Annotated in this window: 28 protein-coding genes and 1 pseudogene; 8 read left to right on the forward strand and 21 right to left on the reverse strand. The window is 70.6% G+C overall.

All coding sequences use genetic code 11. The annotated features are described in order from the left end of the window. Nucleotides 1–27: 27 nt before the first annotated feature. From AB0F68_RS07730 to AB0F68_RS07790, 13 genes are all read right to left on the reverse strand, one after another. The gene (locus tag AB0F68_RS07730; protein ID WP_357333629.1) at nucleotides 28–645 is read right to left on the reverse strand and encodes a hypothetical protein; all 618 of its coding nucleotides are present in this window, start codon (nucleotides 643–645) and stop codon (nucleotides 28–30) included. After that, complete coding sequence (locus AB0F68_RS07735; protein ID WP_357333631.1) at nucleotides 638–3,703, reverse strand: LamG-like jellyroll fold domain-containing protein; 3,066 nt, start codon at nucleotides 3,701–3,703, stop codon at nucleotides 638–640. The genes AB0F68_RS07730 and AB0F68_RS07735 overlap by 8 nt, the downstream gene beginning before the upstream one ends. Nucleotides 3,704–3,711: 8 nt before the next feature. Continuing rightward, on the reverse strand, nucleotides 3,712–5,028 hold the full coding sequence (locus AB0F68_RS07740; RefSeq protein ID WP_357333633.1) for a baseplate J/gp47 family protein: 1,317 nt from the start codon (nucleotides 5,026–5,028) through the stop codon (nucleotides 3,712–3,714). A gap of 3 nt (nucleotides 5,029–5,031) precedes the next feature. Further along, entirely contained in the window at nucleotides 5,032–5,469 is a 438-nt protein-coding gene (locus AB0F68_RS07745; RefSeq protein WP_357333635.1) for a hypothetical protein, read from the reverse strand. Then, nucleotides 5,466–5,810 carry a hypothetical protein gene (locus AB0F68_RS07750; protein WP_357333637.1) on the reverse strand — a complete coding sequence of 115 codons (345 nt, stop codon included), beginning with the start codon at nucleotides 5,808–5,810 and terminating at the stop codon, nucleotides 5,466–5,468. The genes AB0F68_RS07745 and AB0F68_RS07750 overlap by 4 nt, the downstream gene beginning before the upstream one ends. Beyond that, complete coding sequence (locus tag AB0F68_RS07755; RefSeq protein WP_357333639.1) at nucleotides 5,810–7,495, reverse strand: hypothetical protein; 1,686 nt, start codon at nucleotides 7,493–7,495, stop codon at nucleotides 5,810–5,812. Before AB0F68_RS07755 ends, AB0F68_RS07750 begins: the two co-directional genes overlap by 1 nt. Continuing rightward, nucleotides 7,492–7,875, reverse strand: coding sequence for a hypothetical protein (locus AB0F68_RS07760; protein ID WP_357333641.1), 384 nt, complete (start codon nucleotides 7,873–7,875; stop codon nucleotides 7,492–7,494). Before AB0F68_RS07760 ends, AB0F68_RS07755 begins: the two co-directional genes overlap by 4 nt. Nucleotides 7,876–7,962: 87 nt before the next feature. Beyond that, a complete protein-coding gene (locus tag AB0F68_RS07765) occupies nucleotides 7,963–8,466 on the reverse strand; it encodes a hypothetical protein (RefSeq protein ID WP_357333643.1) in 504 nt (167 codons plus the stop codon). Further along, complete coding sequence (locus AB0F68_RS07770) at nucleotides 8,463–8,645, reverse strand: hypothetical protein (protein ID WP_357333645.1); 183 nt, start codon at nucleotides 8,643–8,645, stop codon at nucleotides 8,463–8,465. The genes AB0F68_RS07765 and AB0F68_RS07770 overlap by 4 nt, the downstream gene beginning before the upstream one ends. Before the next feature lie 3 nt (nucleotides 8,646–8,648). Next, on the reverse strand, nucleotides 8,649–9,041 hold the full coding sequence (locus AB0F68_RS07775; RefSeq protein WP_357333647.1) for a hypothetical protein: 393 nt from the start codon (nucleotides 9,039–9,041) through the stop codon (nucleotides 8,649–8,651). Between the two features lie 13 nt (nucleotides 9,042–9,054). After that, nucleotides 9,055–10,182, reverse strand: coding sequence for a hypothetical protein (locus AB0F68_RS07780; RefSeq protein WP_357333649.1), 1,128 nt, complete (start codon nucleotides 10,180–10,182; stop codon nucleotides 9,055–9,057). Nucleotides 10,183–10,206: 24 nt separating this feature from the next. Next, entirely contained in the window at nucleotides 10,207–10,395 is a 189-nt protein-coding gene (locus AB0F68_RS07785; protein ID WP_357333651.1) for a hypothetical protein, read from the reverse strand. 14 nt (nucleotides 10,396–10,409) lie between these two features. Beyond that, the gene (locus AB0F68_RS07790; protein WP_357333653.1) at nucleotides 10,410–11,207 is read right to left on the reverse strand and encodes a hypothetical protein; all 798 of its coding nucleotides are present in this window, start codon (nucleotides 11,205–11,207) and stop codon (nucleotides 10,410–10,412) included. Between the two features lie 429 nt (nucleotides 11,208–11,636). On the opposite strand from AB0F68_RS07790, the gene AB0F68_RS07795 reads away from it, so the two are divergent. Then, nucleotides 11,637–12,320: an aldehyde dehydrogenase family protein gene (locus AB0F68_RS07795; protein ID WP_357333655.1), complete on the forward strand. Its 684-nt coding sequence runs from the start codon at nucleotides 11,637–11,639 to the stop codon at nucleotides 12,318–12,320. Between the two features lie 259 nt (nucleotides 12,321–12,579). Here the strand turns inward: AB0F68_RS07795 and AB0F68_RS07800 are convergent, their stop codons facing one another. Both AB0F68_RS07800 and AB0F68_RS07805 read right to left on the reverse strand, forming a co-directional pair. Next, entirely contained in the window at nucleotides 12,580–12,945 is a 366-nt protein-coding gene (locus AB0F68_RS07800) for a DNA polymerase ligase N-terminal domain-containing protein (RefSeq protein WP_357333657.1), read from the reverse strand. Between the two features lie 57 nt (nucleotides 12,946–13,002). Continuing rightward, nucleotides 13,003–13,350 carry a ThuA domain-containing protein gene (locus AB0F68_RS07805; RefSeq protein ID WP_357333659.1) on the reverse strand — a complete coding sequence of 116 codons (348 nt, stop codon included), beginning with the start codon at nucleotides 13,348–13,350 and terminating at the stop codon, nucleotides 13,003–13,005. Nucleotides 13,351–13,397: 47 nt separating this feature from the next. Here AB0F68_RS07805 and AB0F68_RS07810 point away from each other — a divergent pair, with 47 nt between their 5' ends. Continuing rightward, nucleotides 13,398–14,117 (forward strand): hypothetical protein, encoded by a 720-nt coding sequence (locus AB0F68_RS07810; RefSeq protein WP_357333661.1) that lies wholly within the window; start codon nucleotides 13,398–13,400, stop codon nucleotides 14,115–14,117. A 9-nt stretch (nucleotides 14,118–14,126) separates the two neighbouring features. Here AB0F68_RS07810 and AB0F68_RS07815 read toward each other — a convergent pair whose 3' ends face one another. Further along, complete coding sequence (locus AB0F68_RS07815) at nucleotides 14,127–15,494, reverse strand: FAD-dependent monooxygenase (protein WP_357333663.1); 1,368 nt, start codon at nucleotides 15,492–15,494, stop codon at nucleotides 14,127–14,129. Nucleotides 15,495–16,123: 629 nt separating this feature from the next. Between AB0F68_RS07815 and AB0F68_RS07820 the strand changes: the two are divergent. Further along, a pseudogene (locus AB0F68_RS07820) lies at nucleotides 16,124–16,219 on the forward strand (sigma factor-like helix-turn-helix DNA-binding protein); the annotation flags it as partial. A 58-nt stretch (nucleotides 16,220–16,277) separates the two neighbouring features. Here the strand turns inward: AB0F68_RS07820 and AB0F68_RS07825 are convergent. Then, the gene (locus tag AB0F68_RS07825) at nucleotides 16,278–17,312 is read right to left on the reverse strand and encodes an alpha/beta hydrolase family protein (RefSeq protein WP_357333666.1); all 1,035 of its coding nucleotides are present in this window, start codon (nucleotides 17,310–17,312) and stop codon (nucleotides 16,278–16,280) included. 526 nt (nucleotides 17,313–17,838) lie between these two features. On the opposite strand from AB0F68_RS07825, the gene AB0F68_RS07830 reads away from it, so the two are divergent. After that, the gene (locus AB0F68_RS07830) at nucleotides 17,839–18,855 is read left to right on the forward strand and encodes a DUF1080 domain-containing protein (RefSeq protein ID WP_357333668.1); all 1,017 of its coding nucleotides are present in this window, start codon (nucleotides 17,839–17,841) and stop codon (nucleotides 18,853–18,855) included. Nucleotides 18,856–19,087: 232 nt separating this feature from the next. On the opposite strand, the gene AB0F68_RS07835 is transcribed toward AB0F68_RS07830, so the two are convergent. Continuing rightward, entirely contained in the window at nucleotides 19,088–19,336 is a 249-nt protein-coding gene (locus AB0F68_RS07835) for a hypothetical protein (protein ID WP_357333670.1), read from the reverse strand. 1,385 nt (nucleotides 19,337–20,721) lie between these two features. Here AB0F68_RS07835 and AB0F68_RS07840 point away from each other — a divergent pair. Next, complete coding sequence (locus tag AB0F68_RS07840) at nucleotides 20,722–21,552, forward strand: PhzF family phenazine biosynthesis protein (RefSeq protein ID WP_357333673.1); 831 nt, start codon at nucleotides 20,722–20,724, stop codon at nucleotides 21,550–21,552. A gap of 334 nt (nucleotides 21,553–21,886) precedes the next feature. Here AB0F68_RS07840 and AB0F68_RS07845 read toward each other — a convergent pair whose 3' ends face one another. Together AB0F68_RS07845 and AB0F68_RS07850 are read right to left on the reverse strand one after the other, a co-directional pair. Then, nucleotides 21,887–22,528 carry a hypothetical protein gene (locus tag AB0F68_RS07845; RefSeq protein WP_357333675.1) on the reverse strand — a complete coding sequence of 214 codons (642 nt, stop codon included), beginning with the start codon at nucleotides 22,526–22,528 and terminating at the stop codon, nucleotides 21,887–21,889. 307 nt (nucleotides 22,529–22,835) lie between these two features. Further along, on the reverse strand, nucleotides 22,836–23,315 hold the full coding sequence (locus tag AB0F68_RS07850; protein WP_357333677.1) for a heme-degrading domain-containing protein: 480 nt from the start codon (nucleotides 23,313–23,315) through the stop codon (nucleotides 22,836–22,838). Nucleotides 23,316–23,574: 259 nt separating this feature from the next. On the opposite strand from AB0F68_RS07850, the gene AB0F68_RS07855 reads away from it, so the two are divergent. After that, entirely contained in the window at nucleotides 23,575–24,162 is a 588-nt protein-coding gene (locus AB0F68_RS07855) for a GIY-YIG nuclease family protein (RefSeq protein WP_357333679.1), read from the forward strand. A gap of 622 nt (nucleotides 24,163–24,784) precedes the next feature. Here the strand turns inward: AB0F68_RS07855 and AB0F68_RS07860 are convergent. Continuing rightward, nucleotides 24,785–25,000, reverse strand: a complete 216-nt coding sequence (locus tag AB0F68_RS07860; RefSeq protein ID WP_357333681.1) for a hypothetical protein — start codon at nucleotides 24,998–25,000, stop codon at nucleotides 24,785–24,787. Nucleotides 25,001–25,135: 135 nt separating this feature from the next. Between AB0F68_RS07860 and rhaI the strand changes: the two genes are divergently transcribed. Together rhaI and AB0F68_RS07870 are read left to right on the forward strand one after the other, a co-directional pair. Next, on the forward strand, nucleotides 25,136–26,302 hold the full coding sequence (rhaI, locus tag AB0F68_RS07865) for an L-rhamnose isomerase (RefSeq protein WP_357333683.1): 1,167 nt from the start codon (nucleotides 25,136–25,138) through the stop codon (nucleotides 26,300–26,302). Nucleotides 26,303–26,330: 28 nt separating this feature from the next. Beyond that, a complete protein-coding gene (locus AB0F68_RS07870) occupies nucleotides 26,331–26,546 on the forward strand; it encodes a LuxR C-terminal-related transcriptional regulator (protein ID WP_262286776.1) in 216 nt (71 codons plus the stop codon). The last annotated feature ends 137 nt before the right edge of the window (nucleotides 26,547–26,683 follow it).

The raw sequence follows: 26,683 nt of genomic DNA on the forward strand, positions 1-26,683 counted from the left end.
GACTGGCCTCCGGGTACGAGTTCCGGCTCAGGCGGTGTAGAGGACCTGGAATCCGGAGAGGGTGACGGTGTCGCCGGCGGCGGCGCCGTCGAGGGTGGCTAGGACGAAGTAACGGAACTGGACGGTGTCGACCACCGCGTTGTTCGGATCGACCGGCGCGTTGAGGTCGAACGGGTTGGTGTCGCCGGTGACCCGGGCGAGCCGCTCGGCCGGGGCGACGGTGGACAGCAGGCGGGACCGCATCAGCGACACCCGCAGCGTTCCGGTGCCGCTGTTCTGCCCCAGGGTGTGGAAGGACGCCATCCGCGCGCCGTGGGGCAGCGACACCGACTGCACCCCGGCGAGACTGGTCAGCGGACCGGACCGGGACGCGAACCCGGCGGTGTCCTGGACCCACGCGCCCGAGCCGGCGACGGGCGCCAGGGCGGGGGACAGGGTGAGCGTCTGCTGCACCGGCCCCGGCCCCTGCCCCAGCGCCACCAGCGCCGTGTTCACATCGGTGACCACGTCGTGCAGCGTGGTCAGGTCGGCGGCCAGGGCCCGGAACCGGGCGTTGAACCCGTTCGGGCCGCCCGCCTGGACCCGGTCCCGGTTGTCGACGTAGTCGGTGTGCCGGAACGTCGGGTTGAAGACGAGATCAGCCATGCTCGGCGTCCTTTCGCAGTCGGGAGGCGGAACGGTGCAGCCGGAACTTCGGGTAGGTGTAGTCCGGATCCACCGACGGGCTGCCGGTCAGCTCGACAACGGCCGGGCGGATGGCCCGGGTCAGCACCTCTACGCCGAGCGGATGGAGGGCGTGCACCACGTTCATGATCAGGTCGTACTGGTCGCGGCTGATCGTCGAGCCGGCCGGGACGCCGGGGCGCAGGCGGATCTGCATGGCGTACGGGCCGTTGGCTCCGGCCTCGCGGAACGCCGCCTGTACCCATACCCGACCGGCCCGCTCGCCGACCAGCTGCACCTGCGGCAGCGAGGTGGTGCTCACCCCGGCCGCGCCCGGCGTGGGCTCGAGCGGGCCGCTGGACCAGCTCAGCCTCGTGGTCGCGGACACCGTTGAGGGGTCCGGCACGACTTCCAGGGCGATCGAGCCGCCCTCGGTCACGGTGTGCGGGCCGCGGACCTCGATGAGGTCCCCGGCGGTGTGCCGGACCTCGACGGTGGTGCCGGACACCGAGACCCACGCGAATCCGGCGGCGTGGGCGCGCGCCGCCAGCGCTTCGGCCGGCAGGCTCGAATGCCGCAGCGTCAGGGCCCGGCCCTGCGCTGCCAGGGTGAGCGGCGCACCCCCGGCGACCGGCACCAGCGCGGACACCACGGTGAGCGTCCCGGCCACGCCGGCCAGGTCGTCCAGCAGCGCCAGCAGCAGGCGGGACACGCCGCGCTGCATCCGGCGAGCCTGAGCCGTCACGTACGTGGCTCGGAGGTCGGTGACAGTGTCGAGCAGGTTCGAATCGACCGGATCGCCGGGCGCACCGGCCACCTCCGGCCCGGCTCCCAGGGTGCCGTCGGCGGCGATCGTGCCGCCCGCGGCCACCGTGACCGGCCGGACGTGCACGGCGACCGACGCGGTGCTGGTGAACCCCTGGCGCAGCAGGTCGAGGCTGATCACGGTCAGCCCGGGCTGCACACCCTGGACGGTGGCCTGACCGCCCGCCGCCACCAGCCGGACCCGGCCCGGTCCCAGCCCGGTCGCCACCGACCAGCTCAGCTCGGCGTCCGGCGGCGGCGCGGGGGAGACGGTCAGGGTGAGCGTGGCGCCCACGTCCACCTCGGGTTCCGCACCGTCCGCCACCGGTGGGGCCGCGACCAAAGCCACGGCGCTGCCCGGCGGGCAGGAGGCGTACACGCCCGTACCCCGGGGCTGGGTGCGCACCCAGGTGAAGCCGGCCTCGTGGGCCCGCGCGGCCAGCGTGCCGGCGGACAGCCCCGGATGGGTGACTATCAGCCCACGGCCGGCCGCACGCGCGTCGTCCGCGTCCGGTGTCCAGGCGGCCGCCACCCGCAGTCGGCCGGCCTCGCCCGCGACCAGGCCGAGCAGCCGGTTCAGGGCGGCGGCGAGCGGCGGTTGCATCAGATGCGGGTCGCCGGTGGTGACCGGGCCGTAGTCGGCGCGGGCGTCGTCGTGCCGCAGCAGCAGCACCGGATCGATGCGCAGGTCGTCGGGATCGCCGTACAGGTCGTCCTCGCCCGTACCGCGGCGCCCGGCGGCGTCGATGCTCTCGCCGGGGTCCAGCGACACCGGCACCACGCGGACGACGGCGTGCCCGCGCGTCACCGGCGTGTCGGTGTCGTCCACCACGATCGGATCGGCGACGCCGCCGATCGAGCCGACCGCCTCGTTCAGCAGCGCGGTGAGACCGGCCGGGGTGGGCAGCACCCAGCGCCGGAAGATGCGCAGCCGGCGGCGGTAGTGCTCGTCGCTCTCCCCGAGCGCCGGCGCGAAGCCGGCCCGCGCGCTCCGGCTGATCCGCACCTCGTCGACCACCGCCCGCAGCCCGCCGGACCCCGGGCCGATCACCACCGGTACGGCGGCGGTCAGGGCGCCCAGCGGCCCGGCGTCGGCCAGGTCCCGCCGGATGCCGTCCACCCACAGGGCCGCCGACGCCTCGGCCCGGTCCACCACCAGGGCCAGATGCGTGAACCGGTCCACCGGAAGCGACAGGTCGGCGTGCAGCGCGACCTCCCGGGTGCCGTCGGCGACGGTCGCACGGACGGCGCGGGGCAGGCCGCGGCCGAACTCGCCCACCTCGACCGTCCAGCCCGCTCCGGTGGCGCCCCGACGGGACAAAACGCGGGAGTCCGGAGTGGACGGCTCCGGCTTGACGAAGCACTCGGCGGTGAAGGATGCCGTCGCGGGCAGATCGAAGGCGGGGTCGGCGGCGACGGTGGCCGCGCCGGGACCGGCGAACGCCAGGGCCGGCCCGTACCGGCCCGGAACACCGGGGGTCGCGCTGCCGGACAGCACCCCGGGATGGGCGGTCCGGCCCGGGAAACGCCCGGTGGCATCCTCGACGCCGGCAGCCCCGCGGGCGTCGTCGAGGTGGTGGAGCGCGATCGTGTCGTCGTCCACCGGATACGGCAACGGCGGGAACCGCGGGACGGCCAGGTCCGCGCCGATCAGGTCCAGGGTCGGCCCGATCGCGTGGTCGAGCCGCCGCTGGGCTGCGGTCCGAGCGATGTGCCGGCGCAGCGCGTCCCGTTCGGCGCCGAGCACCCACAGCACCCGGGCCAGGTTGCCCAGCAGCACGCTGATCGACCACTGCTGCGCGGCCGGTCCGGGCGCCGGGACGAAGCCGGAGCCGCTGCGATGGGCCACGATGATCCGGCCGACCCGCGCCGCCCCGGTGGCGGCGGCGGGCAGCGGCACCGGCACCGATTCGCCGCTGAGCGTCCCGGCCCGCAGCAGCACCGGCACGTCGGCGCCGCCGCCGGGCAGCGCCGGGTCGCTCACCCGGAGGGTCACGCGGGTCTCCCGGTCGAGGTCGCGCAGGCTGCGCAGGACGTACGACGGCACCGGCGCGACGCCGAACCGGGCCTGATGATCATCGAAGTCGTACGCGGCGACGTCAGCCGCGCCCGGGGTGCCGGCGACCGGGCTCAGCGACAGCGCGAGCACGTCGCCACCGGCCGCGAACGGCTGGGTCAGCCGGCGCGACATCCGCCCGGCGGCGCCCCGGGCCACCGACAGGAGATCGGCGCTCATCGGCAGGGTCACGGCGTCACCAGCTCGAGGTCGTGCAGCTCCGCGTCGGTGCGGAAGACCGGCAGCTCGGTCGGCCCCATGACCAGGTTCTGACCGACTGCGGCGTCCACCTCGGTGCTGAGGTACGGCACGTCGCCCAGGGTGATCCGGCCAAACGCGGGCGGGTGCCGCCGCAGGTGCAGCCGCTGAACGTCGACCACGCCGGCCACCTCGACGATGGTGCGGACCACCCGGCTGTACAGCACGTCACCGCCCAGCCGCAGGTCGCTTAGCCCGGCGGCCAGAGCCTCCCGGACGGCGGTGGCGAGGGCCGCCTGGTCGTGCCCGGGCTCGGTGACAATCCGCGCGCGGACGCCGACGTCGATGTGGTCGGCCTCGACCACGTTGGGGTGCACCCCGGCCGGCCGGACCAGGTCGACCGCCGCCGACACCCGCTCGAACACCCCCGGCACCGCGCCGGTCGTGGTCCAAGGCCAGCGGAAGTCGTGCGCCACCACGATGTCGAAGCGGTAGGGCTCGCCGATCCGCCGTTCCGCGTTGAACAGCCGCTCGGCGAAAAGGAACTCGCCGAAGAAGCTCTGCGACACGTCCACCCCGCCGAGCGGGTCGGTCAGCAGCACGTCGATCACTCCGTCGACGTCCAGGACGGTCTGGCGCACCGCCTCGGCGGTCCACAGCGACCGGGAGATGCCGAGCTGCCGTCCCCGGTAGCTGTCGTCGTCCTCACGGCCGTCGCCGCCGGTGAGGTCCTGCTGGTTGACGACGGTGACGTCCGCGGGGCCGAAATCGGCGAGATACACCGACCGGTACGCGGGGTCGACGGTCGTGATGGCGCCGGCCGGGACGTTGCCGTCGGCGCCGCGGTGAAAGGCCTGGACGCCGACCGTAGCGACCGGCGCGGCGGCGGTGAGCGTCACGGCGGTCCGGGTGGCGTACGCCTGGCCCGTTCCGGGTGCGAGCAGGATGGTCCCCTCGCCCACCACGTACGTCCGCCCGGGCAGGCCGCCGGTGAGGGTGAGGGTCACCGTCCCGGTGGCGAAGGTGTCCCGGCGGGCCAGCCCGACGTCGTCGCCCAGCAGGTCGAGGGTGGCGCCGGTGGCGGTGGACACGAAGGCGCTGTAGTAGAAGTCCTCCAGCCGCTTCCACAGCTCGGCGTCCTCGTGGGCCGCAGCCTCGACGAGCTTCCGCAGCGGGCTGGTCGACGTGAGGTCGGGCTCCAGGCCCAGGGTGGCCCACATCTGCCGGGCCCGGTCCATCGCGTCGCCCAGGATGGCGTCGAATCCCTTGAGGACGAATCCGTCCCGGGTCACTCCGAAGTCGCTCATCGCTCAGCGCTCCACGTCGGTCAGGACGACCGCGGTGGTGTCGTCGGTGGTCTGCACCGTCACCAGTACCCGCCACACGCGGTCGCGATGGTCCGGCGGCGCGGCCCCGGCGGCCCCGGCGGGGAACTCCGGATCGTCGTCGAACAGCACGCCGGTGACCTCGCGCACCCGCGGGTCCCCGGACAACGTCCGCAGCACCTCCAGCCGGATCAGCTCCTTGAGCATGGTGCGGTCGTGGTTGCCGCTGAAGGCCTCCCGGGCGTCCAGTCCGTACGTGGCGTTCACCCGGTCGGTTCCGTACGGGGTCTGCAGCCGCAGGGTCAGCGCCTGGGTGAGGTTCGCCAGCCCCTCGACGAGCTCCACGCCGGACCCGGTGAACACCAGGTCGCCGTCCCGGAGCAGGAAGCTGACGCCGAATCCGGCCTGCGGTACGACGGTCATGAGACCTCCAGCACGGTCTGGCCCGCGGAGTCGACCTGCCACAGCACCGGTCGCGGCGGGGTGGCGTTGGTCAGCCCCTTGGCGGTGTCGAGCAGCACCGGCTGGCCGCCCACGCTGAGGGTGGTGCTCAGCCCGGCGGTCACCGAGGTGACCTTGAGGCACGGCGTCTCACCCGCGTTGGTGTTGGTGTTGGTGCAGCCGGTCACCGTGGCGGCGAGCAGGTCGGCCTGGACCAGGACCGGGCTCCCGGCCGCGGTCAGCGCGGACGTGGACGCCTGCGCGACGACCGTGCCGCTGTGCGCACACTTGATCGTGGAATCGGTGGTCAGGACGGCCGGCATCAGGAGATCGCCACCTTCGCGCCGTCGAGCTTCATCGACACCTGCCCGTTGGTCAGCGTCAGGGTCTTCCGGTCCGTGGCGATGGTGACCTCCCCGTCCGCGTTGATCGTGATCCGGGTGCCTGAATGGTGTTCGATCACCACGGTGTCGTCGTCCGGCAGCTTGGGCCGGGTGCCGACGTCGGGCAGGCTCTTGCGGCCGACCGTGATGTGCAGCGCCCGGGCCTGGACCACCCGGTGCCCGGTGGCGTCGGTGAGGTCGTTGACCCCCTTGCCGGTGGGCAGCCCGTCGCCGTCGAGCTCGGTGGGCAACGCCAGCCAGTAGTCGCCGGGTTCGTTGGGTGGCGGCTTCAGCCGGGGCTCCTCCGACCAGATCCACCCGGTGGCAACCGCGTCGTTGACCAGGCCGCGGTTGTGGGCCAGCAGGGCGCGCATCTTCGGGTAGACCGGCGTCACCAGGCCGACTTGGTGGAACGCGAACGGCGAGGTGACCGGCTTGTTGTGTAGCTCGACGTCCGTGCCGACGGCAGTGGTGACGCTGGGCGCCACCTCGCCCGCCGGCGGGTTCTGGCCGTAGTGGAGGTCGGCCAGGTGGCGGCCGTCCTTGCCGGGCCGGTACGCGGTCACCTCGCCGACGTCGATCGCGGGGTGGTCCTCCCGGCTGCGGGTGACGACGTCCTGCCAGCGGTCCACCACACCCTGGACCCCGCCGGGCACCCGGACCCGAACCCCGGCCGCCACCGCGGTCAGCACCAGCGTGCAGGTGTAGCCGTTGGCGGCGCCGTACGCGTGCGTCACCCGGCTGATCCGCAGCGGACCCGGCGGCACGTCGTCCAGCCCGGACACCGTGACCACCTGACCGGGCCGCAGGCCCGGATGCCCCAGCACGGTGACCTCTAGGCCAGTCCGCACCAGCGGTTTCGTATCGCCGGTGCGCCGGGCGCCCGGCGTCACGTCCTCCTTCTGCGCGTCCACCCGGGACACCAGGTTGAGGCCGGGATCGATACGCACGGGCGCCGGCGTGGCACCGACCGCGGCGCCCAGCCGCACCTCGCCGTCGCCCACCACCAGCGGGACGTCGGCCGCGTCGGCCAGCTCCTGCAGCGCGGTCAGCGTGGTGGCGGTGCAGACGCTGACGTCGCCCACCGAGCCGGGGATCGTGGACTGCCGGGCCAGGGTCACCTCGGCGGCCTGGACGAGGTCGCGGACCAGGGTGAGCCGGGGGAGGTTCTTCGGCCGGTCCAGCCGGGCCGGCTTCTTGAGCAGCTTGTAGCCGGCCTCCTCCTGGCCCTCGATCACCGTGCGGGAGACCCCGCCGGCGCCGATCCCGGTGGTCACCGCGATCACCCGGCCGGTCATGACCGGCCCGGTGCCGAACCGGGTGAGCGGCTCGTCGAAGTAACCGAGGCTGATCGTGGCGATCAGCCCGCCGGAGGGATAGCCGGCGCGCAGCTGGGCGACAAGGGCCGCCGGCAGGTCGGCGAGCGTGATGGCGAAGGTGTCCGCGGCGGCGCCCTCGCCCATCTGCACCGACACCTCGGCGTCGAGGGCCAGGCCGCCGGCGTACACGTCGTTGGTGACGGTCAGCGGCAGGCCGATCCCGGCGAACGAGGCGACCGTGCCGAGCAGGCCGCCACCGCCCTCGGCCGGGGCGATCCGGATCTTGTGCCAGAGCACGAAACTCATCGCAACGCCACCCCCGCGACCACCTCGGACCGGTACGCGCCGGCGCCGTGCAGGTTGCCGATCGCGATCCGCATGCTGCGCACCACCAGCGCCAGCTCCCCGGCCGGATAGACCGTGTTCGGGATGATCTTGCGGCGCAGCAGCACGGTGCCTCCGGTGACGTCGTCGCGGACCACGGTCAGGACCAGGTACGCCCCGGGGGCCGGCAGGGTGATCGCGGCGAACAGCCCGTCCGGGGTGGTCACCTCCGGCAGGACCTCCTCGGCGATGTCCACCGCGAGCCCGAAGAGGTAACTGCGGTTGCCGAATGCGAGCCGGAACGATTGCGGGAAGCCCTCGTCCGGGTTCACCGGCAACCGGAGGAAGGTAGGCGTGCTCATGGCCGGCCCTCGCTCCGCGGAGCGGCGATCGTTCGCCGTCGTGGTCCGGGACGTGGCCTCACCGCTGCGCTCATAAGACCTCCTGTTTCACATCGGCGGGCCGGGCGTACGGGGGACGGGATTCGGCGGCGGCGCCGAGCCGGCGGCCGCGGTCGCCACCGCGAGGGCGATGTCGGCCGCCTCGCCGATCAGCGCCGACAGGTTGGACCGCGGCACGTGCTGCAGGCTGATCGACACGTCGAGCGCGTCCCGCTTGCTGGTGCTGTGCGTGATGCGCAGGTCGGTGATCTGCATGTCGAGGCTCACGGTCATGCCCGAGACGACCGGGATGCCGGCCACCGCGAGCGCCGGCGCCGCGGCGGCCACCAGCGCCCGGCTGGTCAGCGCCATGGCCTCCAGCGCCTTCTTGATCAGCAGCCGGTTCGGCCCGATCAGCACGGCCTCGACGGCGATCGTCTTCACCGTGGGCTGGGTGGCCTGTGACCACCGGCTTCCCATGATCCGTTCGATGCGGTACCCCTGGCTCATCGTCATGCTCTGCACGTGGACCAGGGGGACGGCGCCGACCAGGACCGGCCGGTTGCCTGTCATTGCCGGCACGACATCTCTCGGTCCAGCTCGGCGAAGACGCGCTCGACCACCCGCTTCACCACCGCGTCGTCCACGTCACCGACGATCTCGACCTCGACCGGGAAGTAGTAGTTGACCACCGGCCCGGATCCGGGCGCACCGGCCGGCTGCGGCAAGGGCTGAACGTCGTCTCCGGCCACCGCTCAGTCCTCCATGGTCACGGTCAGCGCCATGCACGAGAAGTTGGCCTGCGGCACGCCGTCCACCGTGATGTTGCTCGGCGAGCCCGAGGTGACCACGCACCGGGCGAACTTGATGGACTTGAAGGACCAGTCGGTGCCGACCTTCTCCGCCACGCTCACCGAGAACTCGGTGCCGTTGACGGCCAGTTCGGTCAGGTCGGCGACCGCCTCGGCGACCGCGGGCACGGTCATCGTGAAGGTGAACGTGAAGGGCTGCCGGACGTACCCCGTACCGTCGGCCTCCAGGCTGTGGATGACCGTGTGCGGCACGTTGAACGTGGTCTGCAGGTTGGAGATCGGCGTGATCGTCTTGTCGCCGAGCTTGACTTCCAGGCGCGTGTTCCAGTCGGCCATCGCCGCGTGCTCCTTACTCGAACTTCAACGTGATCGCGATGCGGTGCACGGCCCCGGCGTAGTCGACCGCCGCCAGCACCTCGACCACCCGCTGGTTCTGGGCGTCGTTGATCTGCCCCAGCTCGGACGGCGTGAGGCTCGCCGGCGGCTTGTCCAGCAGCGCCAGGATGGGCACGGTGATGTCGTAGCCCTCGATGACCTCCTGGCGTACCTGGGAATCCAGGACCGCCTCCATCTGGGCGACCAGCGCCCGCAGCCCGGACCGGCTGATCCGCAGGTTGCCGATCGAGCGGATGAGCGTGGCCTTGAGCAGGAAGGACAGGTTGTCGACGGTCCGGGTGATGTCGACGTACTTCTTGCCGCCGGGGTTGCCGGTGTAGCCCTCGCCCAGATAGATACCCTGCCCGGGGAAGAGCGGCGGGTCGACGAGCCAGTTCACCCCGGCGCCGGCGGGCCCGCTGGAGAACGTCTCCGAGCCGTTGATGGCCTGGATCTCCGCCGGGGTGAACGGCGCCGAGCTGACGTTCACCTGCTTCAGCAGCATCGAGATGTGCGGTTCGTAGCCCGCGATGGTCCCGGCCACCGCGGCGGCGACGTCCTCGGTCGACTTGTGGGCGACGTAGACCATGCGGTCGCTGGCCAGCGCGCCGCTGACGATGGTCGGGTCGGTGGCGCCGGCCACGAGCATCGCCACGCCGATGCGTTCGGCGCCGTCGGTGCCGGTGGTGGAGACGCTGACGACGTGGTCGGCGAGCTTCCGGATCGCGCCGGTGGCGGCGGCCGCGGCGGCGTTGAGCGGCGTGTTGGCCAGACACACGATCTGCACGTCGGCGGTCTCCAGCGCGGTGAGCGCCGCGTCCCAGTTCGGCGTGGCCGAATCGACCCGGACCCCGGTCACCACGGTGGGGCCGGGGCTCTGGGCGAAGCACAGGGCAATGGCACGACCCAGATCGCCGGGCGCGCGCCGGCGCGCCTCGCTCGGGTTGGTGAACACCACGGGCGTGCCGACGGTCAGCAGGTCGGCCGGCGGGTTGGCGGCCGGCGGGGTGACCGCACCGACCACGGCGATGTTGCCGAACGCCCGTACCGCGGGCGCGAACAGATCGGCAACCGGATTGACGCGTATGTACCGGACGGGCATCGGCACGGTCCTCTCGTATTGTCCTCAGTGGAACTTGCGATGGAGCTTGCGCCGCAGCCGTTCCAGCTCGGCGTGCCGCTCCCGGTCGGTCATCGCCGCGTCGGCCTCCGCCGCGGCGGTGTCGTCCGCGTCCTCGTCGGCGGCGGCCGGGCGGGTCCGGCCGGTGTCGCGCTTGCGCCGCGCCGGGGGCGGCGACTCGTCGGAGTCGGGCATCGTTCCTCCAGTGCTCACGGCGGATCGGCGACCAGGCTCAGCACCTGGCCGCGGGCGAACAGGGTGCGCACGGCGGCCGCGGTGACGGCACCGCGCAGGGCCGAGCCGTCCACCACAACGGCCACCGCGAGCGGCGCGACCGGCCGGCCCAGCAGGGCGTCCTTCGGGCCGGTGCGGGTCTGCCCGGCGATCGACCGTACGGTGACCGCGGAGCGCATCGCCGCGGTCAGCTCGAGGTCGGCGCGGATCAGCACGGCCAGGTCGGCCTCGATGTCGTGCGCGTTGGCCGGATCGGACGGATCGAACGGACCGGCCGCCCGGAACCGCACCTCGGTCCGCAGGTACTCGTACGCCTCGCGCAGGTCGTCGACCGTGCTCAGCCGGTGCCGGGCCAGGAACGCGTCGAGGTCGATGAAGCGGAACTGCGCCCGGAACTCGTCCAGCGTGGTGAAGTCGTCCAGGCCGCGGCTCAGCGCCGACTCAATCCCGCCCGGATCCACCTCGGTGACCGTGTGCACGACGATCCGGGCGAGCAGATCCACCCACACCGGGTCGGCGCCGTTCCGGGTGTCCACCATCACATCCGTGGTCAGGTACGCGGGCTGGTTGCGGGTCCAGGATCCGCGGTGCCGCTGCACCGGGTGGAACGGCACCTGCGTCTCGACACCGGTCACGGTCAGCCCGGTGATCCGGTCGATCCGTACGTGGCCCAGGTCGTACACCGAGCCGAGCAGCATCGTGAGGTCGGCGACCGGGATCGCGGCGGGCGGGGCGATCAGCGCCTGCAACTGGGCCGGATCGGCTAGCTGCATCAGCGCTCGATCGACGAAACCCACCACGGCGGCCGCCCTTCCCCACGGCGCCGCGGCGCGGCGCCCGGGCTTCAGGATCGGGCCGGTCCGGCGCCCGCCACATACGTACTAGTGCGTATTTGACTTGGATCGGACAGCAGGATCAGGCGCGGAGCAACCGGAGACGTGGGGAGCACGCTCCTCCACGTTCGCGGCAGAGAGATCATGAAGCCAGACGGGGACGGACGCAAGGCCACGAGAGTGCTTGGTGTACAGCCGTCCGTACAGCCAAGCCACCCGCCAGGCGTGGGTGACGAGCGACGGCAGCCGACAGGTCGAGCAGGTCAGCTGCGCTCACCGACTCCGACCGGCATCAGTCTTGATCTTGCAAGACTGACCGCTTCCTGTCACGGGCCATTTTCATCGTGGGTAGCGGGCGTCTTCGGCGGCTTGGAGGACGAGGATGGCCTGGACGATCGGGGTTGTCGGCGTGGGCAGCAGCGGAGTTTGGTCGGCGCGCTCGGGGTTGGATTCGTCAACAGCGGGCAGGCGTGCACCGCCGGCACCCGCATCCTCGTCCAGGAAAACCAACTCGACGACGTCCTCGCGCTCATCACGAAGGTAGCGACCCATTACCCCGTCGGCGACCCGCGCGACCCGGCGACCGCCGTCGGCCCGATGGTGAGCCAGCGGCAGTGGGAACGTGTCCAGTCCTACATCCACCGCGGTATCGAGGCAGGCGCCCGGATCGCCGTGGGCGGACCCGACCGACCCGACGAACTCCCCGACGGGTACCACGTGCGACCGACCGTGTTCGCCGACGTCACCAACGACATGACGATCGCACGCGAGGAAATCTTCGGACCGGTCCTGTCGGTCATCACCTACCGCGACGAGGACCACGCCGTCGAGATTGCCAACGACACCACCTACGGCCTGCACGCCTACGTGTTCTCCAGCGACCCCGCGCGAGCACGCCGCATCGCGTCCCGCCTCGAGGCGGGCCGGGTGTCAGTCAACGGCGGTTACGACCCAGTGTCCCCGTTCGGAGGGTTCAAGCAGTCGGGCCTCGGCCGCGAATACGGCAGCTTCGGTCTTGAAGGCTTCCTGAAGCCCCGGTCCGTAATGCTGTGACGGGCACGGCCGGACCCCGCAGCTGGTATGCGTACGAGTACATCCGCAACTCGTGGCGCATCCAGCACGGGTCCGGCCGACCTGCGCAGAGCCCCAGGTCAACGCGCTGAGCACTGACATCTCTGTCGCGAACCTACATCGAGCGCCCAGACTCATGCATTACCGCTGCCCAGCAGTTCGACTCTCGGGCGGGGCCGGTTGAGCTGTTCAGCAGGAGATAGTCGTTCCGACGGTCGCGGAGGTGGACCTCGGGAGCCTGCTATCCGCGCTCGTCCGAAGGCTGCTCTTTCGTCAAGTGGAGCAGCCACCCCTCGCCGGTGCGGATGAGCGCGTATCGCCGGCGGCCGGTGCGGCCGTGCAACGTAAACAGCATGCGGCGCTCGGTGCGGTCGTGCTCCTCCCACGTGCCGATGTCGGCGATCGACTTGTCGGCGTCCTCGTAGGTGAGGTGATCAAGGTGGTGGTCGGGCACGGCGATCGCGAGCCGGTTGTCACTGGGATCGTCCGGCAGGCCGCGAGGCACCGCCCATGAGCGCAGCACTCCATTCTCCTCGAGCCGCAGGTCAAAGTGCGGTCGTGGTTTGCGGTGGTGGTGCAGGACGAAGACGAGTGGCACCCTTGCCATTGTGGGCCCCCGCCGACTCTGCCACCCGTCAAATACGCACGCTGAGTGCGTTACCGCTCAAACAGTAGAGGCGACCTTCGCACCGACGAGGTCCTGGTACAACGCCCAGTCCGGCTCGGTCTCGGCTGCGGCGTGCACACCGACGTACCCGCCGCCGGCGGTGACGTGACTTTCGAACGCGGCCTGCTGGCTGGGGTTGAAGACGACGCCGGCGGTGTTGAGGAACACCATCGCCCGGAACTTGGCGAGGTTGGTCGTGGTGAACGCGCCGGCGTCCTGGGTCAGGGTCGCCGTGAAGCCGTTGACTTGGGCGAGGGCGCGGATGCTCGCCACACCGTCCGGAATGCACGGCCGGCGCTCTCCGGCGGTCCGGGTGAAGACCAGGGACGCCACCGTCCTCGCCATCCCACCACCATCCCAACACCCTCGGCCTGCGGGTCACCGTGACCGTCGTGGCCGCGTCGTGGCAGGACCGCGACGGCGTCAAGATCGCCCTGCTGAGCGCCTACATGGTCACACCGATCCGGCACGTCTTCGCCGACCAAGGCTTCACCGGACGACGCGTCGACTGGACCCGCGACACCCTGCGCACCATCCGACAATGCGTCGCAACGGCCCAGCGGCTCAGGCTGTCGGTCGGTGGGAGCCACGGTTGGGAGCCACCTGGGCGAACGGGTGCGGACGAGACCGGACCGTCCCAGTTGGCGACGCGGTGTCCGCTCTTCGGCACGTCCGAGCGCGAGTCATCTCTGAGAACGGTCGCCGAATGTAAAGCGAACTTGCGCAGCGGGCCGGCGTTCGGGGCGGTCAGAAATGAGCTCGTCCCGGCCCTTCCCAGCGATGTGCGCAGCCAGCTCGTCGACGAGAAACCGCGGAATCGGAACCGACCGGCGCTGGTGTTCTTGGGCGTCCCCTCGACCAGCTCCCCACCGACCTCCGCTAGCGCCACGGCCACCGTCACCCGACGCCGCAGCAGATCCAGTCGCGACACCCGCAGCGCCGACGCCTCACCCCTCCCCGACCCGTGTACACAAAAACCGGACCAGCAGCCCGTAGCGCCCGGATGCCTCCGCGAGCCTCGCTACCTGGTCGTGGTCGAGAAACACAGGCTCCTCACCGGCCTGCTCCTCGTCGCCGCCCTCGACGGCCCGCAGGACACCGACCTGAGATGACGATGCCCCTCAGGCGAACGGGACGGTGGTCGCGATGAAGCGGTCGGGGCGCACGATCGTCGCTTGCCCTTTTGCAAACCTATCCACGTCGGCGAAGACGGCGCCGTGCGCGGTGAGCCACGCCCTGGTGCCGGGGTCGAGGCTGCCGGCCTCGCCGGAGATAACGCCCCACCGGTTGCCCAGCAGCGCGTCGAGGTTGGTGCTCCGGCCGTCAACGACGAGCGGGGCATCGGGCAGCTGCCGGGTGCCGTCGGGGAGGCGCTCAGGCGCTGCGGCTGCCCTGGCTACGCGCGCGTCGAGGCCTGGGAGCAACCCTGCGGTCCGCACGAACCCGCGCAGCGCGGCTGCCATGAAACGGTTGCGGCCGAGCATGACCCGGCCGGTGAGTAACGCCGTGCGGGTCATCCGTGCCACGGCCGGCCGCCGCTCGCGCTCGTAGCGGTCCACGTCGCCGGGCGCGTCGGCCAGCAGCCAGGACAGGGTCGCGACGTCGCGTAGGCCGGCGCCGAGGCCCTGACCGGTGAACGGCGGCATCGAGTGCGCGGCGTCGCCGGCGAGCAGCACTCGGCCGTGGCGCCATGCCGAGGCCGTGCGGGCGTGGAACGTGAACACCGCGGCCCGCTCGACGCGCAGCGCCGCAGGATCCGCCCATGGCTGGATCAGCTCGTCAATCCGCGCCACCATGCCGACCGGGTCCTCGTCGGGCAGCAGCATCCACTCCCACCTCCGAACGCCGGGTCGCTCGAATGTCACCATCGGCCGGGCCGGGTCGAGCACGTGGGAGAACGTCGGGTCGCCAGTGTCGGGCTCATCGGTGCGGGCGTCGACCACCAGCCACGGCTGCGGGTAGCTGACGCCGTCGTAGGAGGCCCCGATCAGGCCCCGCACGGTGCTCGACGCCCCGTCGCAGCCGACGAGCCATGAGGCGGTCAGAGTCGAGCCGTCGTCGAGCGTGACGGCGACGATGTCGCCCGACTGCTCCAGCGCCGTCACCGACCGACCGGTGTGGAGGTGCACCGTGGGCATCCGCGCCAGTCGGTTGCGTAGTGCCCGCTCCAGGCGGGGCTGGTCGAGCATGACGCCAGCCGGGACGCCATCCGCCAGGCGAAGCGTGAGCAGCGGGCGGCGATCGGGGCCGAGCAGTTGCGAACGGCGCAACGGCGTCGCCCACTCGTCCCAGTCGTCTAGGCCGTTAATGCGGCGGAGGATCCGCTGCACGTGCGAATCGAGGACCGCCGCCCGCGGGTGGGCGTGCAGCCCAGACCGAGCGTCGGACGCCGGGTCCACGACGACGACGCGGCTGCCACGGTCGCCGAGCAATGCGGCGAGCACGGCTCCGACCGGTCCACATCCGGCAATCACCACATCCGCGTCCACGGGTCAATGTTCATTGCCAACGCTCATGTTGAGCAAGGCTAGGGCGGGTAGTAGTCAATTGCCGATCCGTTTGCACAAGCCGGCGGGCCACCCACGGGCCATAGGCCGGTGTGACTTCAGAGTGAACCAGGCCAACCGGCGCTGCGCCGACCCGGCGAAACGCGGTACCAAGAGCCCGATCTCTGCGATTCCAAGATGGCCGCCTGGGAGCCACAAGTGGGAGCCACCGGGGCGAACTGGGCCGGACGGACCAGAACGGATCGAGTTGCCGCGCGTCTGAGGACCAGGACCAGGCGGACCGGACCGGACGGCTGGTCTTGGGAGTCTAAGGATCAGATGGCTACCAAGGGGCGCTGTCAGGATGGAGTACATGGCCCTCCAGGAGGAGCCCCTAGTCGAAGCCATCGGGGACCCCCTCGCCCAGCACTCGCGGACCGACTCTCATGAGCAAGCGCGACGCGTGTTGGCCACCGTCATCGGTGTCCTACAGCAACACATTGGCGGATCTGAGTGAGGCTGCGCTGTTCCGGGTCCGCGCGGAGCAGGCACTGGCCGACCGCACACAGCGCGCGGCAGTGGCGAGGATGGAAGTGCCGTTCGACGAGGTGGCCGAGAGTGTCGCTGCCCGCATGGATCGCGAGCAGGTCCGCCGCTGCCTGCAAGGGCTGACCGCCTTACAGCGGGAGGCGGTCACGCTTGCCTACTACGGCGGCTACACCTACCGCGAGGTCGCGGAACATCCCCCGCTGGTGACCGGGTCGGTCACCAGCGGGCGCTCGTGCGTTACTGCTCGAGGGAGTGGGTCGCCACACCGCGCCCCGTCTCGAGCGCCCCGAGCAGCATCGGCAGCGATCGATGCAACTCCCGCTGCCAGTACGGCCAGCTGTGCGTGCCGGGGCCGTAGAAGTCCGTCGTGACGGAAACGCCGAGCTCGCGCAGCTGGGCGACGAAGTCCATGTTCTCCTGGTGGATGAGCGCCTCCAGACTGTTGGTCTGGCCCGGCGGGTCGAATGGTCCGCCGGCCGTGCCATCGCCGGTGGCCACGAAGAGCGCTGTGTGCCGCAGCTGCTTCGCCAGGTAGTACGGGTCGTGGGCCTGCCAGATGTCCCGTTGCGCGACCGGGTCGCCCCACAGCGCGTACGGGTCCAGCCCGGTGCGTCCGAAGAACGGCAGCCAGTAGGACGGGTCCTTCAGCGGGTGCACGACCCCGCTGAACGAGGCTGCCGCGCGGAACATGCCCGGGTTGCGGGCCGCGTACGACATCGCCCCGAAGCCGCCCATGGACAGGCCGGCGATGACGCGCTTCGGGCCCGCGCCGTACCCGCGCTCGATGATCTGCCGCACCTCGGTCAGATGGAACCTCTCCCAGGCCGGGGCGCCGCCCTGACCGCCATTCCACCAGTCGCTGTACCAGCCGGCGGCACCCGCCTCCGGCATCACGACCAGGACGTCCCGAAGTTCCGGGATGCTCGCCACGTCGGTGGAGCGGGTCCAGCTGACGTACGAGTCGCAGCAGCCGTGCAGCAGGTAGAGCACCGGCCAGTGGTCCCCGGGCGCCCGCTGCTCCCACCCGTCGGGCGTCAACAGCCGTACCTTGGCGGCGGTGCCGAGCGCCGGCGACTGGATCGTCAGATCGACCAGGCGTGGCCCGACAGCCGTCTCCTCGGCCACGTACGCGCCGTCGGAGGCCTGGATGGGCGCGGCGGCGACGACGCCGGCTGCCGCCGAGTCGGGGGCCGCGACGGCCGCGGGTCCGGCCACCCCGGCCAACGCGAGCCCGACCGCCACGGCGGCGCTGATCGCCGACAATCTCCTCATGACTCCTCCTCCGTGACCGCGGGGCACGCCGCGCCGCGCGGCCCTTCACGGTCCGGACGGAACGATCCCGATCGTTTCCTGCGGGTGGCGGGAGGCAAAGCTGTCGACCGTCGACCAGCGGCCAGCGGACGGGCGTGAGCGGTGATCGGCAGGTGCTGCGCGACGAGCGGTCCCGCGGCGAGTCGATGCGTGACGTCCCCAGTGCTGCGGCGCAGGACCTCCGGCGGCCGCGACAGGTCGACCACGGTCGTCGGCTCTGTGCCGTACTCACCGGCGATCACCGCGGCCCCGCGAGACACCTCTCTGGACTCGGCCTTCTGCCGGTCGACGCAAAAGATGCGTGTGCCGTGACGGAACTTCTTGATGTATCGATGAAAAGAACCTAGGTTCGGGCGAGGAGCACTTGTCATGTAACGCCCTCTGGGAGGCGCCAGACCTCGCCGGGAACGAGAGTCCGATGCAGACGGGAAGCTGACGCGCTAGGACCGGCAGCGCCGCCTCCATCGGTGAGACAAGGAGGTTCAGCGTGGGTAGCAAGAATCGTTTCCTCGCGGGTACGTCGATCCTCGCCGCCGCGGTCCTGGGCGCAGGTTTCGCGGCGGCGCCGGCCATCGCATCGCAATCGTCGTGCGTCGCGGCGGACAGCCGGCCGACCGTCCGCTTCCTCGACTACGACAGCGGCGTGGCGAACCGGACCGTCGACGGCGGCTGCTCGATCAACGACCTGATCGACGACGAGCGTGCCTGGGCCAACCACGGCGGATTCGTGGCGCACGTGACGCATCTCGCCCGGAATCTGGTCGGCGCCGACGTGATCACCACCGAGGAGGCCGCCGCGCTGACCGAAACCGCGGCACACTCCGACGTGGGGAAGACGATGAGCTATGTCAGCCTGTTCGACGGGACGGCCGAGTCGTACGCGAACTGGGGCTACGTCGGCGGCCGTGGGTTCGCCCTGCGCGACGACGGGTCGATGGTGACGACCAACTCGCCCGCCGGCGGCGGGCTCGGCATGCTGTGGTACCGGGCCGCCCAGTTCGGCGACTTCTCACTGCGCCTGCAGTTTCGCGACGAGCGGGGTGGGGACGCGAACGCGCGGTCGAACAGCGGAGTCTTGGTGCGGTTCCCCGGCGTCGATCCGGCCACCACCCCCCAATGCAACACGACCGATCCGGCATGGGTTGCCGTGAACTGCGGCCACGAGATCCAGATCAACGACTCGCCGGAAATCGGCAGCAACGACCCGCGGAAGACCGGATCCGTGTACGGGTTCGCCGACCTGAACCTCGCCCAGGCCCGCCCGACGGGCAAGGGGGTCTGGAACGACCTCGAGATCCGGGTCGTCGGCCAGCATTACGCCGTAATCCGCAACGGGATGGTGATCAACGAGTTCGACAACGTGCCCGGCCTGCCGTTCCCGGGCCGTCCGACCGACCCGGGCACCAGTGGACGGCAGTACGCGCAGGGCTACATCGGCCTGCAGAACCACGACGGCGGCTCAGTCATCGCCTTCCGCAACGTACGGGTGCGGGACCTCGGCTGATCCTGGCCGGGTGGCGGCTTTTGGGCTGCGGTGATCCGCCGGGCTATCCCGTGCCCGGCGGATCACCGCGCCGCACGCCCGGCGTTCACCTCACCTTCGAGAGCCGCCGCTGTATCGGTGCCCAGGCGGCCGACGCCGCCGCCGTGCTGGCCCGCGCCGTCAACAAGCTCGTGCAGAGCGGCGAAGTGCCCGCCGACCAGCGGTGGCGGGCACTCGAACTCCTGGCCGTCGACTACCTGGCCGGGCAAAGATGCCCGGCCGCCTGCGGCTCCGCCCGTCCGAAGAGCAGATCCGGGTCCTTGCCCGGCACCACGACGCAGTGCCAGCGCAGCACAACGTCCCGCTCCACGGACACGATCACGGTGCTCTCGTCCACGTACTCGTCGAGGACCTGCATCGTGGGGTCGTCGGGCAGGCTGTTCTCCTTCGCCAGGGCCCGCAGCCCGACCCGGGCGAGCACGGTCACGTAGCCGCTCTGCACCCAGTCCGGGGCCGAGTCGATCGGCGTCCACGTCAGGCTGTCGTAGCCGCAGCTCGTCGGCGAACGTCCGGCCGGCCGACACCGCGTTGCCCCAGCGGTACTGAATCCGGTCCCCGACAAGGTGCCAGCACTGCTCCTTGACCAGCGCCAGCAGGCGCTGATTGAACGACTGCGGCCCGGCACTAGCTGGGGGACGCCTGGTCAACCGGCCCCTCGTACGCGAAACGGGCCCGTTGAGCACGGCTCGCGTTGACGTAGCGGCAGCGGGCGGGAGCTTGTAGGGCGGCAGCCAGGATTGGAGAGGCCATCCCGTCCCGTCGAGTACGACCGGCCGGCGGCCGGCGCCCTGGACGGCTTGTCGGTAGCCTCGCGCGCGGTCGACCGACGGCTCGTCCCGGCGGAGGTCCCCGAGGAATCCGACGCGCTCGTGGCCGAGGGCGAACAGGCGCTCGACCACCTCACGGGTGGCGGTCACGTAATCGGCTGCGACGTACGGAACGGTGCCGGCCGGAGGTGTACGGATGAACCGGCCGTTGGAAGCAGGCATCGGACACCCGCGAGCCGATGGTGCGCACGTGCTGGAAGTCGTGGCGGCGGTAGTAGTCGTGCAGGCGGGGGTTCGTGGTCCACGCGTCCAACCGCAGCCACGTCAACCCGGCGCCGTGGGCCCCGCAGGCCCAGGAGAGCATCCGTCCACCGAGGTCCTGGCCGGCGTTTGGGCAGCGGGACGACCAGGTCGGCGCGCGTGCGCGGGGTCAGCGCGGCATCGGAGAACCCGCCGGCACCCCAGCCGCCGATCGAGATCACGATGCGCAGGTGCGGATGCGCCTGCTTGATCACGGCGAGCTGCGCCGGCGCCGCGGAAGGAAGCGTCAGGCGGCCGTCCTCGATCGTGGCAAATGCCATAGAACAGGTGGGTCAACAGGTCGGCGGGAAGATGCTCGATCGGGTACTCGTGCGTGTGTACTCCGGGAAAGTAGGCACCCAGAACCGTCTGCCCCATGATCATCCGCACCGGTAGCAGCCGGCGTCATAGCCGACTCGGTGAAACCGGCGCGATGGGCTAACCCGGCTCGCCTGTGAGGCGCTGGCCGTGAAACATTCTGATCTGCCGATGAGAGGACGCGATTACAGCGGGGCGCAGCAGCGCGATGCCCAGCACGATGCCGAGCTCGCCGCTGCTGGACTCCCGCACCAGCAGAGGCGCGGAACATCAAGCGCGGGTCGGCGGTCGGCACGGCGAAGTCGCCGTCGCGTGGCTGGGCGCGCTCATCGAATCCGGAGAATCGACTCCCCTGCGACGTGCCAATCCGTGCTCCCGCCACCGGTGCACCTGCCCGAGTACGCCGTAGACCCGCTCCATCGCGCCGTCCTACAGTTCCCCCATGCGGATCCGGGTCATCGACGCGTTCACCGACCGGCCGTTCGCCGGCAACCCCGCCGCCGTCTGCCTGCTCGACGCCGGTGCCTGGCCCGACGAGGCGTGGATGCGTCGGGTCGCCGCCGAGATGAACCTCGAGACCGCCTTCGCCCACCCCCTACCCGAGACCTCCAACGCCGACTGGGCACTGCGCTGGTTCACCCCCGCTGGCGAAGCCAACCTGTGCGGCCACGCCACCCTGGCCACCGCCCATGCCCTGTACAGCGACCACGCAACCCCCAGCACCGTCCGCTTCGCCAGCCCCGGCGGCATCCTGATCGCCAACACCCGCCACGACGGCACCATTACCCTCGACTTCCCGGCCGCGCCCCCCACCGAGGCACCGGCCCCCGACGGCATCGCCGACGCCCTCGGCGCCGAACCCGAAGCCACGTACCGCACCGGCGCCCTCGGCGACCTGCTCGCCGTTGTCGGTGACGAGGCCACGGTTTGCGCCCTGAGCCCGGACTTCGCCGCCCTGGCCCACCTGACCCGCCGCGAGGTCATCCGCGGCGTCATCGCTACCGCCCCCGCGGCGCACCGGGACGGCGGCTACGACTTCGTCTCCCGCTACTTCGCACCTGCCAATGGCATCCCCGAGGACCCGGTCACCGGCAGCGCCCACACCGCCCTGGCCCCGTACTGGTCGCACCGCCTCGGCCGCGACCGCCTCACCGGGCTGCAGGCTTCCACCCGCACCGGCCTGGTTTACACCGCCGTCCACGGCGACCGTGTCCATCTCACCGGCCACGCCGTCACCGTCCTCGACAGCGTCCTGCACCACACCGCCGGATAGCCAATGGCATTCCAATAACGCTGGCGAGCCGAGCAGACCTGCTCCGCCTCGTCACGTCGTTCATCGGGTCGGTGCCTGGCTGAAGCCGAGCTGCGCTGATCCGCCAGCGTCGCAGCGGCGTGAGGGGCGAATCCGCCCGACGATCAAGCCTTGCCAGAGATCCGCCAGCGCGTGCTCGGCCGTGTTATGGCGTACTGCGGGACGCACGCTCATGCCGCGAGTCGCGCGCTACCCGGCGTGATGGCGTGCCGGGGCCGCTCCTACGCGAATCTGTTGGAATGAGGGGGCGGAGCCGTGCTGGGTCACTGTTGCCGCGGTTCGCCGTAGGACGCGGCTACAAGGCCGCCAGCCAGGCATGTCCCGGATGCACTCGCGTCAGTAGCCTGGACAGCGTCTCGCGTTGAGTATGAGTGAGCAGCGGGAGAACGCCGTCGAAGTCAGCCTGATCCTTTGGGCGTACGTGCTTGGCCTTGAAGAGAAGAACGAGCTCAGGGCTCAAGTATGGGATCCGGTCCGAGGTATGCCGGATGATTTCGGCGTAGGGCAGCCTGATCGTCTCGTCTCTCCGGCAGATCCACACCTCGCCGTCGTGCGGCTCACGGAAGACATCAAGCAGGTAGCGTCCCGTCGCCGGCTCGCGCAGCCAAGTCTGGCGAGTGGCACCCAGCACCTGTGGCGTCACCGATTCCCAGATCCGAGCGGCGCCAACTGCGCCGAAAGTAAACTCGGCAAAGCGTTCGCGAATCTCCGGGAACTGCCCGGCTGGCACGCCGATCTCGATGTCGTGGTGCTCGCGGGTCTGCTCACCGCGGAACAGGTCCAGAGCCCAGCCTGCCGCAATGTACCAAGGCGCGGAGATCCCGGCCAGGCGGCGTGCGACATCGTGCGGCTTCCAGCATTCCGCCCAGCGGGCTTCGAGTGCCTCGACGTCGCCGGGCGATACCTCGATACCGCCGCTGGGTAACTGGTCGTTCATCCGCCGAACATATCTGGGATCGACGTCCGACTCGCCGTAGGCATCCTCATCTGCCGCAGACCGCGCGTCACGCACGGTAACCAGCGGGCGTCGGCTGTCTCGGCCGGTGGTCGCTGGTTGCTGGTTGCTCAGGTGTCAGCAGCGGTGGCGTGGAGGCGATCGGAGGGGTCAACACCAAGACCAGTTGGTGAAGCGTCAGATGTCCAGGCGTGTCGGCTTCCGACTCCTACGACACCGCATGCTGCTCGGCTGAGGTTGCCCTCCGTCACCGCCGAGAGTGAGACGGCCGAAAGTGGGAAGGAGCCGTTCACGAGACGGTCCCCGTCTTGGAGCCCTTGGAGTTCAGGAAGAGTTCGAGGGCCTCGACGACGAGGCGGTGGTCGTCGAGTTGGGGCAGTCCTGAGACGGTGACGGTGCCGACCGGGCCGGTGTCCCTGAGGATGATCGGGAAGCTGCCGCCGTGCGCGGCGTACAGGGCCGCTTCGAGGTGGGATTGTTCCTCGAAGGTGGTGCCGCGGTCGCGGTAGGTCTGGCCCACGAGGTAGGAGCTGTGTCCGAACCGGCGGACGACGCGGATCTTGCGTTCGATCCAGTCGTCGTTGTCGGCGGAGGTGCCGTGCAGTGCGTAGTGGAAGAGTTGGTGGTCGCCGAGGCGGATGTCGACGGTGACAGCGTGGCCGCGCTCTCTGGCCAGCCCGACCAGGCGAGTTCCCAGGGCCCAGGCGTCGTCATGGTCAAAGCGGTCGAACTGGAGGCGTTCTTCCTGCTCCCGAAGCTCCGGCGTCACGGCGTACCGTTCCCTTCCTCGATCGTCAGAACGATCTAAGCAGAGGAAGAACCGGCGAGCGGAACGTTCATCGTGCCCTACGTCCATCAGCAGATCGGGGTCATGCCGGCATCCGCGTCTGCCGCCGACCGGGCGCGGCCCGCTGATCGGTCTGTGAATATCCGTGGCCGCTGATCGCGGCGCTGCCGAATCTTGCGTGGAGCATCCAGTGTCCTCGCAGCCCAGGCCTCGATCTGCCGGGACGCCTACGATGGTCTCGATGACCATTCCCGAAACACGACACGACGACGTCCTAACCAACGGAGCCCGGGTCGAAGAGGCCCTGCGCCTGCTCGCCGGCGCGCCGGTCACACTCGATGTCGCCGTCAAACGGCTCAGCCGTGGCAGCGGTGTATACGCCTGGTGGGCTGGTCCTTCGGTCTTCCCCGACCTTCCCGGGCCGCCGAATGAAAGCGTCCCGTCGCTACGGCTGCTGTATCTCGGACGGGCGACCAGCCTGCGGGGCCGGATCCTGCGCAACCACCTGAGGCGTTCGGGCAGCTCGACTCTGCGCCGTACTTTGGCCGGGCTTCTTGTGTCCGAGGGCTACCGAACAACCTGGACCGATCGAGTTGTCCTGGTCCCTGAGGATGAGGCGCGGCTGACCACGTGGATGTACGCGCACCTGCGCTTGACCTGGGTGGAAGACGCGGAGCCGGCGACCATCGAGGCCGAACTTGTCCGGCGTGTGCACCCGCCACTCAACGTACACGGCGTCAACCCCGAGCACATCCAGTCGGCCGTGGTCGCCGCCAAGAACTCCTACAACATCAGCAGCCGCCCGGCCGAGTGCTCGCGAACCCCGTAACCGTTTGCCCGGCACGCGTACGGGTACCGATGCGCGCTCATGCCGCACACCGTGGGCTATGCCCGTTCCCGTGGCGTTACGGCATCGGCCTGCCTGACCGTTGAAAGCTGTGCCGAGCCCAGGTGGTGCGGCGGCATCGGCGTCTCGTCAGCGGGCCGCTTGCCTGCCGACTGGGCAGGCTCGGATCGCGACGGTGACCTGGTTGGCTAGCGCAGTGACTCGGGTCGGTCCAGCTGCCCGCTCCAGCTCGCGGGCAGCGGCTGCGACCAGGGGTGCGCGACGGTGCCCCGGCACTGCAGCGCGGGTGGGGACAGCAGCAGCGCGAGTGGCGTTGAGCCATCACTGACGGGCGCGTCCTGGCTGCTGACGGCCGTTGTTCTCGCCTTTGCTGGCGTCGGTAGAAGGGCCTCGCGGCATCGACATGCGCCTCTGGCGTTGTTGGGCTGGCGTCGGCCCTTATATCGGGGTCTGAAGCTTGAGTCCCACTGGCAATCTCCTGACCTGGGGCCTGTTGCTCGGTGAGTTCGTCGGCGAGCCCGAAGAGTTGCGGAGCGACAAGCACAATCTTCTCGGCGAAGGCAAAGGCGATTATCAGCCCCGACGCCAAGGCTAGTTCGAGGGATCATCGTCGCTGGGGGGCGTCGGCGGCGGCCGCGGCGCGGGCCGCCTCGGCGAGGACGACGTCGGTGAAGAGAGCGGTGACATCGAGGCCGACGATAGCGATGGTGTGGTTCTGGCCGGCAGGCATCAGGCGGGCGGACTCGTTGCGGACGTAGCCGAGTTGGGCGATGGAGTTCCGGGCGCGCGTGCCCGGTAGTGGCGATGTGAGCCTTGACACGTACTCGAACTTTGGCTTAGTTTCCCAGAACAGGCGATTGAAACGATTCAGCGCGCCCGGGTGTCGCTCGCTATTCGCGTACGAGCCCGCCTACGACGGGGCCTCTGACATCTGCGATAGATGGGAGCAGTACTGATGACCGACCGGGCAGCGGTGACGGCGGCCTTGCGGGCGCAGCGGATCGAGACGCCCTCGTGGGCCTACGGCAACTCCGGCACCCGCTTCAAGGTGTTCGCCCAGGAAGGCGTGCCGCGAAACGCGTACGAGAAGGTGGACGACGCCGCGACGGTGCACCGGTTCACCGGCGTGGCACCGAGCGTGGCGCTGCACATCCCGTGGGACCGGGTGGACGACCACGCCGACCTCGCCAAGCACGCGCAGGAGGTGGGGATCCGGCTGGGCGCCATCAATCCGAACGTGTTCCAGGAGGACGACTACCGCCTGGGCAGCGTCTGCAACCCCGATCCGGCGGTGCGCCGCAAGGCGCTGGACCATCTGCTGGAATGCGTGGAGATCGGTGTGGCGACCGGCTCGACGATCCTGAGCCTGTGGTTCGCCGACGGCACGAACTATCCGGGCCAGGACAGCATCCAGGCCCGACAGGACCGGCTGGCCGAGGCGCTGGCGGCGACGTACGCCGCGATGCCCGCGAACATGCGGATGCTGCTGGAGTACAAGCTCTTCGAGCCCGCCTTCTACACCATGGACGTCCCGGACTGGGGCACGTCGTACGCGCACTGCCTGACGCTGGGGGAGCGGGCCCAGGTACTGGTCGACACCGGACACCATGCGCCGGGGACGAACATCGAGTTCATCGTGGCGTTCCTGCTGCGGGCGCGACGGCTCGGCGGTTTCCACTTCAACAGCCGCTTCTACGCCGACGACGACCTGATGGTCGGCGCCGCCGACCCGTTCCAGCTGTTCCGGATCATGCACGAGATCGTGCAGGCTGGCGGCCTGGACCCGGAGGCCGACGTGGCGTTCATGCTCGACCAGTGCCACAACATCGAGCCGAAGATCCCCGCGATGATCCGGTCGGTGCTGAACGTACAGGAGGCCACGGCCAAGGCGCTGCTGGTCGACTCCGACGCGCTGCGCGTGGCGCAGGAGAACGGGGACGTGCTCGGTGCTAACGCACTGCTGATGGACGCGTTCAACACCGACGTGCGGCCGCTGCTGGCCGAACTGCGCGAGGAGATGGGGATCGACCCGGACCCCATCGCCGCCTACCACCGCTCCGGCCATCACGAGCGACTGGTCGCCGAGCGCCGCGGCGGCGCTCAGGCTGGCTGGGGCGCCTGACTGGTACGACCCGAAAGGGGTGCGGCAGGTGAACCGCGTTGCCGAGCCACGTCCTGAGCTGTCCGACGAGGACGTGGCTCTCCTCTCACTGCTCGCCCGCGGACTGTCGCTGGAGGCCGTCGCCCGCCGGCTAGAGACATCGGAGCGGACGGTGCGCCGCCGGACCCGGACTATCTGTGACCGGCTGGGGGTGAACACGGCGATCGAGGCGGTGGTCTGGGCCGCGCGGCGCAGTCTGATCTGACCCGCGACCGGTGGCCCGATGCGGTGGCCCGCCGGCCGCCAGTCGAGCCCTGGCGCCCGACGCGGCTGGCCGGATCCGGACACGGGGTTGCATCGATGTTTCCAGGCGGGGCTGGTCGCCGAGGTGACCCGCGGCGT

Origin of the sequence: Micromonospora sp. NPDC023966, assembly GCF_040639095.1 — a bacterium.
GTDB lineage: Bacteria > Actinomycetota > Actinomycetes > Mycobacteriales > Micromonosporaceae > Micromonospora.